19 protein-coding genes and 1 other RNA gene are annotated in these 18,163 nt (G+C 63.6%); 11 read left to right on the forward strand and 9 right to left on the reverse strand.

Going from position 1 to position 18,163, the window contains the following annotated elements:
• Nucleotides 1–103 precede the first annotated feature (103 nt).
• From ABIA90_RS20570 to ABIA90_RS20585, 4 genes are all read right to left on the reverse strand, one after another.
• Nucleotides 104–1,618, reverse strand: a complete 1,515-nt coding sequence (locus tag ABIA90_RS20570; protein WP_028147708.1) for a tripartite tricarboxylate transporter permease — start codon at nucleotides 1,616–1,618, stop codon at nucleotides 104–106.
• 7 nt (nucleotides 1,619–1,625) lie between these two features.
• Nucleotides 1,626–2,387, reverse strand: coding sequence for a tripartite tricarboxylate transporter TctB family protein (locus ABIA90_RS20575; RefSeq protein ID WP_354122025.1), 762 nt, complete (start codon nucleotides 2,385–2,387; stop codon nucleotides 1,626–1,628).
• A 94-nt stretch (nucleotides 2,388–2,481) separates the two neighbouring features.
• Nucleotides 2,482–3,012 carry a chromate transporter gene (locus ABIA90_RS20580; RefSeq protein ID WP_354122024.1) on the reverse strand — a complete coding sequence of 177 codons (531 nt, stop codon included), beginning with the start codon at nucleotides 3,010–3,012 and terminating at the stop codon, nucleotides 2,482–2,484.
• Nucleotides 3,009–3,614 (reverse strand): chromate transporter, encoded by a 606-nt coding sequence (locus ABIA90_RS20585; RefSeq protein ID WP_354122023.1) that lies wholly within the window; start codon nucleotides 3,612–3,614, stop codon nucleotides 3,009–3,011. The genes ABIA90_RS20580 and ABIA90_RS20585 overlap by 4 nt, the downstream gene beginning before the upstream one ends.
• A gap of 96 nt (nucleotides 3,615–3,710) precedes the next feature.
• Here ABIA90_RS20585 and ssrA point away from each other — a divergent pair.
• The 7 genes from ssrA (at nucleotide 3,711) to feoB (ending at nucleotide 9,251) form a co-directional block, all read left to right on the forward strand.
• Nucleotides 3,711–4,076: a transfer-messenger RNA gene (gene ssrA, locus ABIA90_RS20590) on the forward strand.
• A gap of 114 nt (nucleotides 4,077–4,190) precedes the next feature.
• Complete coding sequence (locus ABIA90_RS20595; protein ID WP_354122022.1) at nucleotides 4,191–4,709, forward strand: SspB family protein; 519 nt, start codon at nucleotides 4,191–4,193, stop codon at nucleotides 4,707–4,709.
• An 89-nt stretch (nucleotides 4,710–4,798) separates the two neighbouring features.
• A complete protein-coding gene (gene fumC, locus ABIA90_RS20600) occupies nucleotides 4,799–6,247 on the forward strand; it encodes a class II fumarate hydratase (RefSeq protein WP_502916688.1) in 1,449 nt (482 codons plus the stop codon).
• A gap of 278 nt (nucleotides 6,248–6,525) precedes the next feature.
• Nucleotides 6,526–6,714: a DUF4169 family protein gene (locus tag ABIA90_RS20605; RefSeq protein ID WP_247303956.1), complete on the forward strand. Its 189-nt coding sequence runs from the start codon at nucleotides 6,526–6,528 to the stop codon at nucleotides 6,712–6,714.
• Complete coding sequence (locus ABIA90_RS20610) at nucleotides 6,711–6,965, forward strand: ribbon-helix-helix domain-containing protein (RefSeq protein WP_014493044.1); 255 nt, start codon at nucleotides 6,711–6,713, stop codon at nucleotides 6,963–6,965. The genes ABIA90_RS20605 and ABIA90_RS20610 overlap by 4 nt, the downstream gene beginning before the upstream one ends.
• A gap of 115 nt (nucleotides 6,966–7,080) precedes the next feature.
• Nucleotides 7,081–7,356 carry a FeoA family protein gene (locus ABIA90_RS20615; protein WP_354122021.1) on the forward strand — a complete coding sequence of 92 codons (276 nt, stop codon included), beginning with the start codon at nucleotides 7,081–7,083 and terminating at the stop codon, nucleotides 7,354–7,356.
• Nucleotides 7,357–7,379: 23 nt separating this feature from the next.
• Nucleotides 7,380–9,251, forward strand: a complete 1,872-nt coding sequence (gene feoB, locus ABIA90_RS20620; RefSeq protein WP_354122020.1) for a ferrous iron transporter B — start codon at nucleotides 7,380–7,382, stop codon at nucleotides 9,249–9,251.
• A 478-nt stretch (nucleotides 9,252–9,729) separates the two neighbouring features.
• On the opposite strand, the gene ABIA90_RS20625 is transcribed toward feoB, so the two are convergent.
• Nucleotides 9,730–10,491: an outer membrane protein gene (locus ABIA90_RS20625; RefSeq protein WP_354122019.1), complete on the reverse strand. Its 762-nt coding sequence runs from the start codon at nucleotides 10,489–10,491 to the stop codon at nucleotides 9,730–9,732.
• A gap of 166 nt (nucleotides 10,492–10,657) precedes the next feature.
• The gene (locus ABIA90_RS20630; RefSeq protein WP_063981607.1) at nucleotides 10,658–10,924 is read right to left on the reverse strand and encodes a hypothetical protein; all 267 of its coding nucleotides are present in this window, start codon (nucleotides 10,922–10,924) and stop codon (nucleotides 10,658–10,660) included.
• A 397-nt stretch (nucleotides 10,925–11,321) separates the two neighbouring features.
• On the opposite strand from ABIA90_RS20630, the gene ABIA90_RS20635 reads away from it, so the two are divergent.
• The 3 genes from ABIA90_RS20635 (at nucleotide 11,322) to ABIA90_RS20645 (ending at nucleotide 15,101) form a co-directional block, all read left to right on the forward strand.
• Nucleotides 11,322–12,836 carry an ATPase domain-containing protein gene (locus ABIA90_RS20635; protein ID WP_247303963.1) on the forward strand — a complete coding sequence of 505 codons (1,515 nt, stop codon included), beginning with the start codon at nucleotides 11,322–11,324 and terminating at the stop codon, nucleotides 12,834–12,836.
• Nucleotides 12,833–14,539, forward strand: coding sequence for an ATP-binding protein (locus ABIA90_RS20640; RefSeq protein ID WP_354122018.1), 1,707 nt, complete (start codon nucleotides 12,833–12,835; stop codon nucleotides 14,537–14,539). Before ABIA90_RS20635 ends, ABIA90_RS20640 begins: the two co-directional genes overlap by 4 nt.
• Nucleotides 14,540–14,603: 64 nt before the next feature.
• Nucleotides 14,604–15,101, forward strand: coding sequence for a GNAT family N-acetyltransferase (locus tag ABIA90_RS20645; protein ID WP_085399738.1), 498 nt, complete (start codon nucleotides 14,604–14,606; stop codon nucleotides 15,099–15,101).
• Nucleotides 15,102–15,221: 120 nt separating this feature from the next.
• Here ABIA90_RS20645 and ABIA90_RS20650 read toward each other — a convergent pair whose 3' ends face one another.
• The 3 genes from ABIA90_RS20650 to ABIA90_RS20660 form a co-directional block, all read right to left on the reverse strand.
• The gene (locus ABIA90_RS20650; RefSeq protein ID WP_354122017.1) at nucleotides 15,222–15,707 is read right to left on the reverse strand and encodes a YkgB family protein; all 486 of its coding nucleotides are present in this window, start codon (nucleotides 15,705–15,707) and stop codon (nucleotides 15,222–15,224) included.
• A gap of 399 nt (nucleotides 15,708–16,106) precedes the next feature.
• On the reverse strand, nucleotides 16,107–16,535 hold the full coding sequence (locus ABIA90_RS20655; protein ID WP_071910488.1) for a universal stress protein: 429 nt from the start codon (nucleotides 16,533–16,535) through the stop codon (nucleotides 16,107–16,109).
• Between the two features lie 193 nt (nucleotides 16,536–16,728).
• Nucleotides 16,729–17,271, reverse strand: a complete 543-nt coding sequence (locus ABIA90_RS20660; RefSeq protein ID WP_248577196.1) for a TetR/AcrR family transcriptional regulator — start codon at nucleotides 17,269–17,271, stop codon at nucleotides 16,729–16,731.
• A 150-nt stretch (nucleotides 17,272–17,421) separates the two neighbouring features.
• Between ABIA90_RS20660 and ABIA90_RS20665 the strand changes: the two genes are divergently transcribed.
• Nucleotides 17,422–18,159, forward strand: a complete 738-nt coding sequence (locus tag ABIA90_RS20665) for a 3-oxoacyl-ACP reductase family protein (protein WP_354122016.1) — start codon at nucleotides 17,422–17,424, stop codon at nucleotides 18,157–18,159.
• The last annotated feature ends 4 nt before the right edge of the window (nucleotides 18,160–18,163 follow it).

An 18,163-nucleotide genomic window follows, 5' to 3' on the forward strand; every position in this document is an offset into this window, starting at 1 on the left:
GGCCACAGGGCCGGCATTTTCATTTCACGAAGCGGTCACACAAGTCGATTCGACTTCCGAATGCGGCGTGCGGACGCAGGGCGCTGCGACGACGCAGGCGCGGTCAGTTCTCGGATTCGGTGAACACCTCGTCGCGCTTGGCACGCAGCACCGGCAGGACCGTGAGGATCAGCAGAAACGCCGCGATCGCCAGCAGCACCGCCGACAACGGACGCGTCAGGAACACGCTCCAGTCGCCGCGCGAGATCAGCAGCGCACGACGCAGGTTCTCTTCCATCAGCGGTCCGAGCACCATGCCGAGCAGCAGCGGCGCCGGCTCGAAATCGTGCTTGATCAGCCAGTAGCCGACCAGACCGAAGACGCCGGCAAGGATGACATCGACCGGTGCGTTGTTCACCGAGTAGATGCCGATCGCGCAGAAGATCACGATCGAGGGGAACATCAGCCGGTAAGGCACGCGCAGCAGCCGCACCCAGATTCCGACGAGCGGCAGGTTGATGATGATCAGCATCAGATTGCCTATCCACATCGAGGCGATCATGCCCCAGACCAGATCCGGCTGCTTCTGCATCACCTGCGGGCCCGGCACGATGCCGTGGATGGTCATCGCGCCGACCATCAGCGCCATCACCGCGTTCGGCGGGATGCCGAGCGTCAGCAGCGGAATGAACGAGGTCTGCGCCGCGGCGTTGTTGGCGCTTTCCGGCCCCGCCACGCCCTCGATCGCGCCGCGGCCGAACCGCGACGGGTTCTTGGCGAGCTTCTTCTCGAGCGTATAGGCGGCAAACGACGCGATGACAGCGCCGCCGCCCGGCAGAATGCCGAGGATCGAGCCGAGCACCGTGCCGCGCAGGATCGCAGGCGCCGAGTCGGTCAGGTCTTTCCTGGTCGGCATCAGGCCGGTGATCTTCTGCTGCACCAGATCGCGATTCATCTCGGCGCCGGCGTCGAGATTGCGGATGATCTCGGCGAAGCCGAATACACCCATCGCCACCGTCGCGAAGCCGAGGCCGTCGGCGAGCTCCGGAATGTTGAAGGCCATGCGCGAGGCGCCGGTCTCGATGTCCGAGCCGACGATCGAGAGCAGCAGGCCGAACACGATCATCGCGATCGCCTTCAGCACCGAGCCTTTGGCCAGCACCACCGCGAAGATCAGGCCGAGCACCATCAGCGAGAAATACTCGGCCGGACCGAACGCCAGCGCGAGCTTCGTGAGCGGCGCGCCGAGGACGGCGATCAAAACGGTCGCAACGCAGCCGGCGAAGAACGAGCCGATCGCCGCGATCGCCAGCGCCGGGCCGGCGCGGCCCTGCTTGGCCATCTGGTGACCGTCAATGGCGGTGACGACCGAGGTCGCCTCACCGGGTATGTTAACCAGGATCGACGTGGTCGAGCCGCCATACTGGGCGCCATAATAAATGCCGGCGAGCATGATCAGCGCGCCGACCGGCGGCAGGCCGAAAGTGATCGGCAGCAGCATCGCGACCGTCGCGATGGTGCCGATGCCCGGCAACACGCCGACCAGCGTGCCCACGAGGGCGCCGATCAGGCACATCAGCAGGTTGATCGGAGAGAACGCGACGGCAAAACCGTGAGCGAGGTTGGCAAAGAGCTCCATTACACCCTCACTGAACCAGGAAACGCGGGAACATCGGCATCGGCAATCCGAGGACGTACGGGAACAGGATTGCGCAGCCGAGCGTCAGGCAGGCGCCGACGATGGCGGCCTCCAGCCAGCGCGTCTCATGCGAGCCCAGCGCTGCAATCATGAAGCTCACGAAGGCCGTGACCACGAGGCCGAGCGGCCGGATCGCCAGCGCGAAAAACAGGATCGCGACCATCACGAACAGAGGCCCGCGCCAGGAATAATGGGCCATCGCCGGCCCATCGGTCAAAAGACCGGTCAAGGCGATGGCGGCCGACAAGGCCACCAGCAATCCACCGAACATCCGCGGTGCCGTGCCGGCGCCGAAGGAGAAGCCGCGCATGCCCTGCAGATCGCTCGACGCCCACAGCGCGAACAGGGCGAGCGCCATCAGGATGACGCCGCCGACATAATCCTGCGCCGACCGGATCGTCATGAACAGCGTGAGGATCGCCACTGCAAACAGTGGATAGGAATAGATCAGGGCCAGCAGCACATCGGATGATGCCTTCTTGGTGCCGCTACCGAACGATCCGAATATTGCACTGGGCGCGCCGGCGAGCAGCGCCGTCGCATGGCCGGTTACGACCTGCAGTGGGCCGCGCCCGGCACCCCAGCCGAAGATCGTCCCGATCGACCAGATGAATTCGAAAATCTGCGGCGCGATCGCCAGCAGGCAGAAGCCGATCGCCACCGAGGTGTTTCGGGTGGCAGTCGCCGAGTGGCCCATCGTGTCGGCCATGCTTGTCTCCTCCGCGACTCCTAAGTCACGAGCACTGTTGTTCTAATCGGCTGGAAAAGGATCCCCCGCCCGGATCACTGCCTAGCGATTTTCATTACACAATGCCAGCAAAACCAATCAGGCCTCCGGCGAGCAGAAGCCAGAGTGGATTGATGCGCGAGACGGACGCGAGCACTGCAACCGCCGCGGTCAGAAGCAGCGCAGCAAAGGTGCGATCGGTCGACTGGGCCAGGATCAGGGCGCTGGCTGCCATCAATCCAATCGATAGCGGAACCAGTGCAGTCTGAATCAAGGCGGGCCAGCGCGATTGGCTGGGCCGGCTCAGCAGACGGCTGACATAATAGGCAAGCAGCGCCGTCGGCAGGCACATCGCCAGCGTTGCCGCCAGCGCGCCGGGGATGCCGGCGACGGCATAGCCGATTAACGTGACGATAAGTACGTTCGGACCTGGCGAGAGCTGTGCGATCGCATAGGCGTCGGCGAACTGCTTCTCGGTCATCCAGTGATGCACGTCGACTGCGATGCGGTGCATCTCCGGCACCGCCGCCGCTGCGCCGCCGACCGCGAACAGCGACATTAGACCAAAGGTGAAGATCAGCGCCCAGATCGGGTTTTCGCTGTTCATGCTGCTACCTTCCGCCGCACCCAATATGTGACGCCGATACTGATGGGAATCGCGACCAGCAGCACCGCCTGGAGCGGCAGGCGAAGCACACCGATCGCAACGAACACGCCGAGCATGAGAATGAGCACGACAACGTCCATCCGCTTGAGCAGGGGCATCATCATGCGGAAGACCACCGCGATCAGCAGCCCGACCGCCGCGCAGGAGATGCCCGCGAGGATCCGGCGCAGCACCTCCACATCGCCGAACCGGGCGTAGATGATCGCAAGCACGGTCATGATCACCCTCGGCGGCAGCAACAGCCCGGTAAAGGCGGCAACGCCGCCGGCGATGCCGCGCAGCCGCGACCCGAACACCATCGACAGGTTGACGATGTTGGGCCCGGGCAGGAAATGGCAGAGCGCAAAGGTCTCGTTGAACTCGTCCGCCGTCATCCAGCGGTGCTGATCGACGATGGCGTGGCGGGCAAACACCAGGACCCCGCCGAAGCCGGCCAGCGACATCCGGGCGAAGGCCAGGAACAGCGCGACGAGGCCGGGCGGAGGAGCGTGGGCGGCTGGATGGTCCGGCTCTTGGGCGGCCGGTGCTGAATCCGTGGACATGTCAGGAGCTTAGAACGCTGGCCGTCCCAGGGCCAAGATCATACGGAGGCCCGGCCAGAACCTATCCAAAGGGAACCGCGGGATCACCGCTCGAAACACCTGTCATTTGAAACCTTTGCCCCCTATATTGGGGGTGCCGGTTCGCCGGCTATGGAAATAAACGGTCGTCGCAATAAACCATTCGGACCCGGGGGCGGTACCCGGCGCCTCCACCAAAGCCCACCAGCGGGCGCACCCAGAGCGGGTTTTGGCGGGGGCGAAATAGGATCGACGAGGGCGTAAAGGGCGTGCTTTTTCCCGGTATTGTTCCGCCGTTATCGGGCTACTGCAATAGTTGCCAACGACAACTTTGCTCCGGTTGCTCAGGCTGCGTAACGCAGTTTGAAAGACCATCTTAAAGTCCTAACGGGTTAAGCTCCGTTAGGCGGGGTTCGGAGGCACCTGGCAACAGAAGCCTCCACTTACCTCTTATTTCCTTCCCGGCGGGGACTCCTGCTGACCCGTCAGGCGCGGTACTATTGCGGCTTGGCGAGTCGGGCCGGCAGGGCCCAACTCCTGGAATGCAACAGGACCACCATGGCGACCGATCATATCCGATACGATGTGCTGGCCCGCGACGCGCTGCGCGGCGTGCTGCGGAAGGTGCTGACCGATGCCGCGTCCCATGGACTGCCGGGCGAGCACCATTTCTTCATCACCTTCGTGTCGAAGGCCGAGGGCGTGAAGCTGTCGCCGCGGCTCCTGGCGCAATACCCGGAAGAGATGACGATCATCCTCCAGCACCAGTTCTGGGATCTGACCGTGCTCGAGGACCGTTTCGAGGTCGGCCTGTCCTTCGGCGGCATTCCGGAGCGGCTGATCGTGCCGTTCAGCGCGATCAAGAGCTTCCTCGATCCGTCCGTGAAGTTCGGCCTCCAGTTCGACACCTCCGATGTCGCCGAGGTCTCATCCGAGACATTGCCGGCCGCTCCCGCGCCGTCGGCCGTCGCAGTGCCCGCGCCTGCCAGTGAGCCGGCCGAAAGTGCCGAGGAGCCGACCGCCCCGAACCAGGGCGGCGCCGAGGTGGTGCGGCTCGATCGTTTCCGCAAGAAATGATCTAGGTTGGGCGCGAAACGGTCGCGCCCGGCCAAACTGCCGATATAGAAGAGCACATGAAGAGGCTGCACGGCATTCCGTGCCGCAGAATGGATGTGCTCATGGCCAAGACTGCTCGCTCGAACACTGCTCGCTCGAAGACTGCCCGCCCCGCCAGCCGCACCGAGACCGACAGTTTCGGTCCCATCGAGGTCCCCGCTGATCGCTATTGGGGGGCGCAGACTGAACGTTCGCGCCAGAATTTCCGTATCGGCATCGACCGCATGCCGATCGAGCTCGTGCATGCGCTCGGCATCGTCAAGCTCGCCGCCGCACAATCCAACCTCGCGCTCGGCCTGCTCGACCAGCGCCGGGCCAACGCCATCATCCGCGCCGCGCGCGAGGTGATCGAGGGCAAGCTGGACGATCATTTTCCGCTTGTCGTGTGGCAGACCGGCTCGGGCACGCAGAGCAACATGAATCTCAACGAGGTCATCGCCAACCGCGCCAATGAGCTGCTCGGCGGCGAGCTCGGCGCCAAGAAGCCGGTGCATCCCAACGATCACGTCAACATGAGCCAGTCGTCGAACGACTCATTCCCGACCGCGATGCACATCGCGGCCGCAAGCCGCATCAATGCCGATCTCGTCCCTGCCCTCGGCGAGCTGCTGCGCGCGCTCCGCAAGAAGGAGAAGGAGTTCGCAAAAATCGTCAAGATCGGGCGGACACACACCCAGGACGCGACGCCGCTGACGCTCGGCCAGGAATTTTCGGGCTACGCCGCACAGGTCGAAAGCGGCATCGCCCGCCTCAAGGTGGCGGTGAAGGACCTCTATCCGCTGGCCCAGGGCGGCACCGCCGTCGGCACCGGCCTCAACTCCAAGCCGCGCTTCGCAAGACTGTTCGCAAAGCACGTTACCGGGATTACGAAGCTGCCCTTCACCAGCGCCGCCAACAAATTCGAGGCGCTGGCCTCGAACGACGCCTATGTGCTGGCGCACGGCGCCATCAATTCCGTCGCGACAGGCCTGTTCAAGATCGCCAACGACATCCGCCTGCTCGGATCGGGCCCGCGCTCGGGCCTCGGCGAGCTGATCCTGCCGGAGAACGAGCCGGGCTCTTCGATCATGCCCGGCAAGGTCAACCCGACGCAGTGCGAGGCGATGACGATGGTGTGCTGCCAGGTGTTCGGCAATCACACCGCGATCACGGTCGCCGGCAGCCAGGGCCATTTCGAGCTCAACGTCTACAAGCCCGTGCTCGCCTACAACATGCTGCACTCGATCCGGCTGATGGCGGACGCCGCGCGCTCCTTCACCGAACATTGCGTCAGCGGCATCCGCGCCGACGAAAAGCGCATCAGGGAGCTGATGCAGCGCTCGCTGATGCTGGTGACCGCGCTCGCCCCGAAGATCGGCTATGACAACGCCGCCAAGGTGGCGAAGACCGCGCATGCCAACGGCACCACGCTGAAGGAGGAGGCGCTGCGGCTCGGCTTCGTCTCGGCCGACGAGTTCGACCGGCTGGTGCAGCCGGAGAAAATGACGCGGCCCGGATGAATTCCGAATTCCGATAGTCATCCGTAATGATACGGTGCCTTGGGGCTCATAAATATAAGGCCTAAGGGCCGGGATTTGATTACCGTCAATGTTGTGGCGAGGCGGCGTGCTACGCAGGCCTCTCTGCCCTTTGACGGGGCTAATTCATCGTTTGATGGCCCAAGGGGCCAATTGACGAGGACGAGCGAATGGCGATCAAGTCTCATAGGGCGCAACACGGCACCCAGTTTCTGAATGTTTCATCCTGCCAGAAGAGGAGCGGATGATGGAGACGCGGCATGGGGAACGTCATCAACCTGAATCGTTTCAGGAAGCGCGCCGAGCGGGAAGCATCGGCGAAGCAGGCGGACACCAATCGGGCGAAGTTCGGCCGCACGAAGGCGGAGCGGTCGGCGGAGGAGACGCGCGCGGACCAGGCGAAGGCGCGTCTGGACCAGCATCAGATCGATCGCGAGGATCAGTCATGAAGTCGCCCGTGGTGAAACGGTCGATCGTGGTCGCCGGCCACAAGACCAGCGTCAGCCTGGAAGAGGCGTTCTGGAACGGCATGAAGGAGATCTCGGGCCTGCGCAACATGACGCTGTCCGAGCTGGTCGGCGAGATCGACGGCAACCGCCAGCAGGGCAATCTGTCCTCGGCGATCCGCCTGTTCGTCCTCGACTACTTCAAGAGCCGCGCCATGGCCGCCATCCAGCCGGAAAAGGTCCCGGCCCAGTAGCCGTTGGGCGTCCTCCAACGGCGCCTCCCGGTTCTGCACTTTAAAATCACTCTAAGGTGCAGTTTCAGCCGACCCGCGCGCTTGACCTCACTGCCCTGCGTTGAAAATACAGGGCATGACCGACACCAATGACACGCGTTCGCGGATGCCGCTGGGCCTGGCCCAGCGCGGCTATATCGGCGTCATCCAACACCTTTCCGCCAGGGATGCGGGCTCGGCGCTCTCGGACATTGAGCTCGAGAGCCGGCTGATCGAGCTCGGCTTCGTCGAGGGCGCCCGGGTCGAGGTCCTGCACGAGGGCCTGATCGGGCGCGACCCGATCGCCGTCCGTGTCGACAACATCACGATCGCGGTCCGCCGTCGTGAAGCCATGGCCATCATTGTCGCCTAGATAGCGACCGGAAATCTGATCCCATGGAAGCTCCTCTGCTGCATCTCGCCCTGGTGGGCACGCCGAACAGCGGCAAGACGTCGCTGTTCAACGCGCTGACCGGCAGCCGACAGAAAGTCGCGAACTATCCCGGCGTCACCGTCGAGCGCAAGGAAGGCTTCTTCGTCACGCCCCTGGGACGCCAGGTCTCGGTGGTCGACCTGCCCGGCACCTACTCGCTGCGCGGCCGCAGCCCGGACGAGGAGATCACCCGCGACTTCGTGCTCGGCAAGGCGTCCGGCGAAACCGTGCCCGACCTCGTGCTGTGCGTGGCCGACTCGACCAATCTGCGCCTGACCATCCGCCTGCTGCTGGAGTTGAAGCGCACCGGCCGGCCGATGATCCTCGTGCTCAACATGTTCGACATCGCGAGCCGCCGCGGCATCACCGTCGACGTGGAGCGGCTCGCCAAGGAGCTCGGCGTGCCCGTGGTCACCTCGATCGCGGTGCGCAAGAGCGGCACGGCCGACCTGTTGGCGCTGACCGACGAGATCTCGGCGAAACTCGCCGCGGAGCCGCGGGAGAACAGCTGGCGCGCGCTCAGCGTCGCCGAGCTGCGCGCCACCCAGCGCGAGGCCGACCGCATCATCGCCGACTGCGTCAGCCTGCCTGCTAGACCCGACACCTGGACCGCGCGGATCGATGCGGTGGTGCTGCATCCCGTCGGCGGGCTCATCGTGCTTGCGCTGATCCTGTTCGTGATGTTCCAGGCGGTGTTCGCCTGGGCACAGCCGCTGATGGACCTGCTCAACAACGGCTTCGACGCGCTCGGCGAATTCGTGCACGCCACCCTGCCCGCCGGCCTGCTGCAGAGCTTCCTTCAGAACGGCGTGATATCAGGCGTCGGCAGCGTCATCGTGTTCCTGCCGCAGATCATCATCATTTTCCTGTTCATCCTGCTGCTGGAAGACTTCGGCTACATGGCGCGCGCCGCGTTCCTGATGGACCGCATCATGGGCGGCGCCGGCCTGCACGGCCGCGCCTTCATTCCGCTGCTGTCGAGCTTTGCCTGCGCCATTCCCGGCATCATGGCGACGCGCGTGATCGACAACAAGCGCGACCGGCTGACCACGATCCTGATCGCGCCGCTGATGACCTGCTCGGCGCGCATTCCCGTCTACACGCTGATCATCTCCGCCTTCATTCCGGCCAGGGACGTCTGGGGCTTCATCAACCTCCAGGGTCTCGTGATGTTCGGCCTCTACGCCGCCGGCATCACAAGCGCGCTTGCGGTCTCGTTCCTGATCAAATTCTTCATGCTGCGCGACTATGCGCCGGCGCCATTCATGCTGGAGCTGCCGGACTACAAGATGCCGCGGCTGAAATCGATCGCGATCGGCGTCTACACGCGGGCGAAAATGTTTCTGCACCGCGCCGGCACCACGATCTTCTCGATGATGGTGCTGATCTGGTTTCTGGCCTCGTTCCCGCAGCCGCCCGCGGGCGCCACCGAACCCGCGATCGACTTCAGCCTGGCCGCGATCATCGGCAAGGCGCTCGAGCCGCTGCTTGCCCCCGTCGGCTTCAACTGGCAGATCGCGGTCGCGCTGATCCCGGGCATGGCGGCGCGCGAGGTCGCGGTCGCAGCGCTCGGCACCGTCTACGCGATCGAAGGCGGCAAGGAAGCGGCCGAGCAGATCGGCCAGGTGCTGGCGACGAAATGGTCGCTCGCGACCGCGCTGTCGATGCTGGCCTGGTACATCTTCGCCCCGCAATGCGCATCCACGCTCGCGGTGATCCGGCGCGAGACCGGCAGCTGGGCCTGGATGGCCGTGACCTTCTTCTACATGCTGGTGCTGGCTTATGCCGCGAGCCTTCTGACCTACAACGTCGCGGTCGCGCTCGGCGCGGGCTAGCGCCCTCTCCAAACTAAAATTGCGAAAACAACCCCATGCACAGTGGACGGCGTTTGCCGGGCCTGCGCCCGGTGACGTCAGTGAAGTCGTTGATACATCCGAGGAAACAGACCTAGCCCGGATGGAGCGCAGCGAAGTCCGGGAAAGCGCATCCGATGCGAGGATTCCCGGATTGCGCTTCGCTCCATCCGGGCTACGGACTACGGCGTGCCGGTTGCGCCGTCGGGCAAAACAGGAGGACGATGGCATCCTCCGCGGATTGCCACCTCGACTGCGCCACCACACGACTGGACGCGTTCGGTCCGAACCAAAATCAACAAATCAAATGGAGGCGACGCAAGGCCTCCTCCGGTGCCTCATCATTACTGGCAAACATAACCGCAGGAATTGATGCCGGACATCCGCGCGTTTTTTTACGCTCCCCATGAAAAAGGCCCCGGTCGATGCCGGGGCCCGAAGTCACTGGGAGGACACCAGCTCAGTAGCGAGCAGGAGCACCATAACCAGCACCATAACCGCCGAAGCGATAGTTCACGCGAAGCGTGACCATGTCCACATCCTGGCTGACCCCGGTGCCTAGGAGGGTGCGCCCTCCGGGCGTGACCACGGCTGCGAAGGAGGTGTTGTCATTCCCCATCCAGAGATGGTCGTATTCAACACCGACGGACCAGTTCGGTGCGAAGCCGTATTCCCAGCCGACACCCAAGGCGCCGCCCCAGCGCGTGTGACCTGCCGAGGCCAGGCCGACTCCGGTGATGTTGTTGAATACATCAAAGCGATTGCGAGTGACGGCCGCGCCACCCTTCACGTAGAGCAGTGACGCGTTCCATGCCCATCCGAGTTGGGCCGTGAAGAGGCCAATGCCATCGGTTTTCCCTGTGGTTGAAATCAGCGGATCAATCAGGCTCACGCGCGTGTTCTTGATCTCCGCCCAATCGCCCTGTGCTTCCAAGCCAAGCACAAACTGATTGGTTTGCCAGCGATATCCGATCTGGCCGCCGACGAGACCCCCGGAGCGATCAGCGCAACCGCCTCCCACTGTTCCTACGAGCGTGACGAAATCCACGCAATTATGGCTCTGCCCCCAACCTCCATTGGCGCCAATGTAGAATCCGCTCCAGTTATAGACCGCCACCATCGGTGCCGGCGGCGGTGCCTTGACGGCCATGTCAGCCGCCATGGCCGGAGCCACCCAGCTCAGCGCCGCGAAGCCGATCGCGGCTATCGAAAGCTTTTTCATCGTTTCGTCCCCTTTGCTCAAATCTCTCGTCCGTCAAAAAAGCGAGCCCTTATGCAGGCTGGCGTGCATAAGTGCTGCGAACAGCCTGAAGTCTATGCGCGAGGGGATTCCTGGCCCGTACCAAAATGGCAACACTCAAACGCCATCGCTGTGCACAGAAGAGTGCTTAGTCAGTCTTTGAAGTGCCGTGCGCTCCAGCACCGTCCTGTTCGTCAGCAAGCCACGCGCCGATGCCGGAGGATGGGATCACCCGCTTCGGCAGGTGCGGGTTGATCGTGCCTGCAAAGACGGAAAGTCCCTCATCGCGCTTGGCGCGCGCAAACAGCTTCGCTTCATGCTCAGTCGCGAAGGTCTTCGTCTCGCGCGGACTTCGTTGTCTCGGCAGAACGCCTCGCCGTTGCACTTCGAAGGTGACGTACCAGGTCGGACTCATTGCGCACACCAACATGTCACCAGTCCCTGGAGTCGCGTTGTGGTGCGGCTGTCATCCGCCTGTTTGATTCAGATCAAGCAGCGACTTGACTGCGAACGCTTGACGCGCCGGGCTGCGAACTGAGGATCGGTTGACCCGTCGGGCAACACAGGAGCACGATGGCATCGTCGGCTTCAGCGACATCCGGCTCGCGACCTTCTCCGTCCTGCGAGTGGCGGTGCGATACCGTCTTCGGGCTGGGTCGGCGTCGTGATCAGGGCCGACCGCCTCCCCATGAGCAGGGAACCCGGCGCCGAGCTGAGAGTTCGTTCCAAGGCCGTTCGGCTTAACCGAGTGCGAGCCCCGGAGCTCGTGCAGGGGCGGTGGCGCCCTTCTCTCGAAGCGTCAAGGGAAACCAATGAGCAGTCCATCCAGCACTGTTGCGGACAGTGCGCCCCGAGAGCTGTCCAGAATATCGACCGGCAGCGCCGGCCTGGACGACATCCTGGGAGGCGGCTTCGACGCCAACCGGATGTATCTCTACGAGGGGCAGCCCGGCACGGGCAAAACCACCATCGCGCTTCAGTTCCTGCTGAGGGGGGTGCGGGACGGAGAGCGCGTGCTCTACATTTCGCTGTCCGAAACCAAGCGCGAGCTGGACGTCGTGGCACAGCGGCACGGCTGGACGCTGGACGGCATCGACATCTTCGAACTGGTTCCGCCGGAGACGACGCTCGATCCGGAGCGCGAGCTCACGGTGTTTCATCCCGCCGAAATGGAGCTGAGCGAGACGACCGGCCTGATCTTTAGGGAAGTCGAGCGGGTCAATCCCAACCGCGTCGTGCTCGACAGCCTGTCCGAACTGCGCCTGCTTGCCCAGAACCCGCTTCGTTACAGGCGCCAAGTGCTGGCCCTGAAACATTTTTTCACCAACCGCAATTGCACAGTGGTCCTGCTCGACGATCTTTCGTCATCTCAGGACGATTTGCAGCTCCATTCCATTGCGCACGGCGTGGTGATGCTCGAACAGGTCGCGATCGATTACGGCGCCGAGCGGCGCCGGCTCCGCGTGATCAAGATGCGCGGCATCCGGTTTCGCGGCGGGTTTCACGATTTCACGATCGAGCGAGGCGGCCTGCAGATATTCCCCCGCCTGGTGGCGGCCGAACATCACAAGACCTTCGTCGGCGACTTCACCCCGAGTGGCAACGCCGAGCTCGACCAGCTCCTGGGAGGCGGCCTCGAGCGCGGCACCAATGCGCTGCTCATCGGCGCCGCCGGCGTGGGCAAATCATCGGTTGCGCTCACCTACGCGATCGCGGCGGCCGAACGTGGCGAGCACGCGGTGTTCTTCGCGTTCGATGAAGGCCGCGGCACGGTCGAAGCGCGCGCCCGGACACTTGGCCTGCACCTGCAAGAACACGTCGATTCGGGGCTTGTCCGGTTTCAGCAGATCGATCCCGCCGAGCTGTCGCCGGGTGAGTTCGCCGCAAACGTGCGAAAGAGCGTCGAGGCCGACAATGCCCGCCTCGTCATCATCGACAGTCTGAACGGCTATCTGGCCGCGATGCCCGACGAGCGATTTCTCATCCTGCAGATGCACGAACTCTTGAGCTACCTGGGGCAGCAGGGTGTGCTGACCATCCTGGTCCTCGCCCAGCATGGCCTCGTCGGTCCGATGGATACGCCTCTCGACATAAGCTATCTCAGCGATTCCGTGGTCATGCTGCGCTATTTCGAGGTCGGCGGAACGGTGCGGCGCGCTCTGTCTGTCGTCAAGAAGCGCAGCGGCCGACACGAGCATACCATCCGGGAATTTCGGCTTAGCAGCGCCGGCATCACGCTCGGCCCGCCCCTGAGGGAGTTCAGCGGCATCTTTTCCGGCAATCCGCATTATACCGGGGCACCTAAGCCCGAAGGGTCGGTTGAATGAGCGTTGAGCGAGATCACCATGTTCTCGTCTTTGCTCCGATCGGGCGCGACGGACTTGCCTCCGTCGAGCTGTTCCGGAGTTCGCACCTGGAAGCGACCAGCTGCCGCAGTCTGCCCGAACTCGTCAGCGAGATGGCAGCCGGCGTCGGCGCCGTGTTCGTTGCCGAGGAAGCTCTGTTCGGGAAAGACACCTCGCCGCTGGCACAATGGATCGAGAGCCAGCCGCCCTGGTCCGACCTGCCCTTCGTCGTCCTGACCAGCCATCGCGAGCAGCCGGCCGTCCTCGCCTGGCGCCGCAGCATTGTCGCGCTTCTCCGTAACGTCTCGCTGCTCGAGCGGCCGGTTCAGCCAATGACGCTGACCAGCGCCGTTCAATCGGCACTGCGCGCACGGCGGCGCCAATACGAAATCCGGGCTCTGTTCGCGGCGCGCGAACAGGCGGCTCAGGAGCTCGAGACGCTGGTGGTCGAGCGCACGCGGGCCCTTGCGGAAGCCGTCGAGCAATTGCGCGTCGAGATGGACGAGCGTACCCGGGTCGAGGAGACGCTTCGACAAGCCCAGAAGATCGAAGCCATCGGACAGCTGACCGGCGGGGTGGCGCACGACTTCAACAATCTGCTGATGGTGATCTCCGGCGGCCTCGACATGCTCGACCGCCAGACCGATCCGGACCGTCGCCGCCGGCTCATGGACGGGATGGTCCAGGCCGCCCAGCGCGGGGCCAGCCTGACCAGGCAGCTTCTCGCGTTCTCCCGCCGGCAGACGCTCCGGCCGGAGCCCGTCGACGTCGCCTCGCAGATGGGCGGCATGCGCGAACTGCTCGATCGAAGCCTGAGAGGCGACGTCCATGTCGAGTTCGATTTTCCGGACACGCTCTGGCCGGTGGAGGTCGATCCCGGCGAGCTCGAACTCGTGATCCTCAACCTCGCTGTCAACGCCCGCGACGCCATGCCCAATGGCGGCACGATTCTCGTGCGCGGGGAAAATCTGCCCGATCTGAATGACGAGCAGATCGCCGGAGACTATGTGCGCCTGTCCGTCGTCGATACCGGTGTCGGCATGAGTCCGGAGATCCTGTCACGCGTTTTCGAGCCATTCTTCACGACCAAGGAGGTCGGAAAGGGCTCGGGGCTCGGGCTTGCCCAGGTTCATGGATTCGCGACGCAGTCACGGGGGACGGTCCGCATTCGATCCGAAGTCGGCCGAGGCACCAGCATCGAACTCTATTTGCCGCGATCGCTCAGCATTCCTTCCAGGGAGCGACACCTGATCGATCTCAACATGGTGCGGCCGAAGAAGAGCAATCATGGCCGAATCCTTCTGGTCGAAGACGATGACGAGGTTGCCGCACTGGTGAGCGAGATGCTGGGCCAGCTCGGTTACGAGGTCACGCACGCGGCGAGTGGCGCGGCCGCGCTCGGTGCCCTGGCCGACGGCCGCGCCGTCGACCTCGTCTTTTCCGATGTCATGATGCCCGGTGGCATGAATGGGGTCGAGCTGGCGCGGGAGATCAAGAGAAGGCGAAGCGACATACCCGTGCTTCTGACCAGCGGATACTCCGAAGCCGCAGTTCACGACGCCGAATTGGCGGGTCTGCAGATTCTGCCGAAACCCTACCATATCGACGAGCTGGCCGCGGCGCTCAGCGCGGCCAAGTCAGAACCCGGGCGCGACATGGAGTCCAAGCGGTCCAGCCGCTGCTGATGGCGTGCGGTGTCGCATCGCGAAAGCGATCGACGACCGGCCGCCAAAGCGGCTATCAGTCCCCATGGACCGCTTCAGCACCGACAGATTGACCGCCGAGAGGCTTCGCGAAGACCACCTCGACGACCTCGTCACGCTGCATCTCGATGCCGAGGTGTCCCGCTATCTCGGCGGCGTGCGTGCACCCGAGGTCACCAAGACCTATCTCGCGACCAACATGGCGCATTGGGACCAGCACGGTTTTGGGCTGTGGGTGCTGCGAACGAAGGACGGCGCCTTCGCCGGGCGAGCGGGCATCCGGCACATCCTCGTGGACGACATCGACGAGATCGAGATTGCCTACGCCTTCAAGCGCGAGTTCTGGGGCCGCGGATTTGCGAGCGAGGTCGCAATCGCGCTGACGGACATTGGGCTGTCGCACCACGAACTGCCGTCTCTCATCGGCCTTGTCTATGTCAGCAACGGCGCATCCCGCCGCGTGCTGGAGAAGGCCAATTACATCCTCGAGAAGAGCACGACGCGTCATGGCAATGATGTCGTGATTTACCGCGCTCGGCGGTGAGATGCGTCTCGCGGGATGGGTAGCAAAGCGAAACTCATCCTTGCTTCCAGGCGCGTTGAAGCGTGATGGGTTTCGCTGTGCTCTACCCGTCCTACGGGCTATCGCAAAGCCGCTTTACGCTCAGCCGGTGCGGAGCCGGACAACCGACTGCGGCAACGAAGCGAGAAACAGAACGACGCACACACACAGCAGGACGATATCCTTGAACAGGAACTCGCCGGCCAGATTCCACGCCATCGGATCGGTTGAGAGGCTCCATGTGACGACGCCCGGCGTCGTAAAGAAGAACGACCACGTGATCGCGAAGGTCACCATGCCCATGAACGAACCCAGCGCCGACAAGACCGGACTGAAGCTGCCGGCCACGAGCAGCGCCGCGATCACGAATTCGGCGACACCGAGAACATAGGCCTCTCCCCTCAGGCCGAATACCGACAGCCAGGAGATGAACGGGCTGTGGCTGATGAACTGGGCGATACCCTGTGCGGATTGCAGTGTGAATTTCTGCATTCCAAACGATACGAATATGACCACCATGACCCAGCGCAGAATGGCGAGCGGACGATAAGAACCTCCACCATTCTCCGCGACGTTGAATCCCATCATGCGACGATTTCTCCCCGGATTGCGCATCCATCTATTGGCGAACGAAGCGTCCGCTACGGGCTATTCGGAGGGGAGCGTCTGTCGTTACATCCGCGGCGGGGTTCCACGATCACAGCTGCGTGCAACGCGCGTGTTCGCGCCGCGGTCGAGACTCGCGCATTTCGGATCGACAGGCTCTAGCCGTCGCCGCAATTGCGGTGACAGTGCATTCAATTGATGCGCACGGGGTCTCCTGCTTCGAGTTAAGTGCACTGTCACCGGCTACCCGGGTGCCGGGCCGACAAGGCCTGACCGGCAGGTAAGGCCCGCAGATGACGAAAGCAGACAAGGCGGTTTATGCGGCCGTTGAGTTTTCTAGTCCTCGCGGCGAGCGAGAACTCTGTCAGCAGGTCCGCGCATTCACGGACAAATCAGTACGGGAGTTTTCGCCTGCGCCAGCACCTTGTTTGTCACGCTACCGATGAGAAGCATGGAGAGTCCGCTGCGGCCATGGGATGACATCACGATGAGATCGCAACCTTTATTCTCGGCTGCTGCGATGATGGCTTGATGGGGTTGCCCGTTCTCCACTTGAATCGGTTCGCAGGAAACGCCGGCCTCCTTGGCCGCATTTGCCGCGCGATCCAACGTGCTCGTGGCCTGTTCCTTGCGCAGCTCGGCATATGTTGCGACTGCTTCACGGAACCGCCCTGTCATTTCTGAAAACGGCTCCACAACGAAGATTAGAGATACCTTGGCTCCAAGGGATTTCGCCAGCGCCAACCCATGCGCCACGCCGTGCTCCGCTAGCTCCGACCCATCTGTCGGAATGAGAATATGCCGGTACATGCTTCACCTCCCGCCTGTCTGGACGTATCGTTGCCTTCCGAATGTAAGCTGGGCCCGCGTTTCGGATACGGTCTTGAGATAGATCAATCTCTCGGCCCAGCTCGTAGGATGGATAGAGCGGAGCGAAACCCATCAATACGCCTGGATGGAACGATGGGTCTCGCTGCGCTCTACCCATCGTACAGGCCGCGAGCTACCGCTCGCCCGGCCACATCGCCATGGCCGCCTTCGCTACGCCTCTCAACTCCTCAGGCGTCGCGTCGTCCTTGGCCTGGATCGCCATGCCTTCGAAGACGCTGAGGTAGAACCGGCTCAGCGCATCGATGTCGGTTGCGGCAGGCAGTTCGCCGCTCGCGACCGCAGCCTCCAGCCGCCCGCGCAAATTGCCGAGCATGTCGAGCCGGGCCTTCTTGATCTCGCGGGCAATCGTTGCCGGCCATTCGTCGCTGACGGCGCCCAGCACGGCCATGCAGCCGGCCGGCGCTCTCCGGGATTTCGGCAGGGTCTCGGCCGCCCCGATCAGCAGATTCTCGATGCCGGCGCGCGCGGTCGCGCCTTCCGCAAGCCGGTCCCAGACCGGCTGGCCCTGGGTCTCGACGTAATGCTCGATCGCGGCAAGGTAGAGTGCCTCCTTGCTTTCGAAGGCCGCATAGAGGCTGGGCGAGCTGACGCCCATGGCGTCGCAGAGGTCGTGCATCGAGGCTGCCGCAAAGCCCTTGCGCCAAAACAGCAGCATGGCGGCCTCCAACGCCGCGTCGCGATCAAATTCCCGTGGCCGACCTGCCATCGCCCGTCTTTCTGTAATGATCAACACATAATTCACTTGACCGCGGCAATCAAGACTCCACATATTCTGTGTCGATCATTACAGAATTGGAGAGATCACATGACGCTGGCAGGAAAACGGGCCCTGGTGACGGGCGCAAGCAGGGGTATCGGTGCGGCCATCGCGAAGGCGCTCGCCGCGGAAGGCGCCGATGTCGCGATTACTTACGAGAAGTCGGCGGAGAGCGCCGCCAAGGTCGTGGACGCGATCAAGGCGACGGGCCAGAAAGCCGTAGCGATCCAAGCCGACAGCGCCGATGTCGCTGCCGTTCAGGCTTCGGTCGACAAGACCGTCAAGGAGCTGGGCGGGCTCGACATCCTGGTCAACAATGCCGGCATTCTGCGATTGGGCGGCCTCAACGACATCTCGCTCGCCGACATCGACGCGATGCTGAACGTCAACGTGCGTTCGCCGATCGCCGCGAGCAAGGCGGCGCTGCCGCACCTTGGCAAGGGCGGCCGCATCATCACCATCGGCAGCTATTTCGCCGACCGCGTGCCCTCGCCGGCGCTCGGCGTGTACGCGGCGTCGAAGTCGGCGCTAACCGCATTCACCAAGGCGCTGTCGCGGGAGCTTGGCCCGAGGGACGTCACGGTCAACCTCGTGGCACCGGGCTCGATCGACACCGACATGAATCCGGCGCACGGACCGACCGCGGAGACGCTGAAACAGTTCATGGCACTGGGCCGGTATGGTGCGACGGAAGACATCGCGAATGCCGTGGCATTCCTGGCGAGCGCGAAGGCAAAATACATCACCGGCTCGACCTTGACCGTCGACGGCGGCGCGAACGCCTAGACAT

This window comes from Bradyrhizobium sp. LA6.8 (assembly GCF_040547935.1).
Lineage (GTDB): Bacteria > Pseudomonadota > Alphaproteobacteria > Rhizobiales > Xanthobacteraceae > Bradyrhizobium > Bradyrhizobium barranii.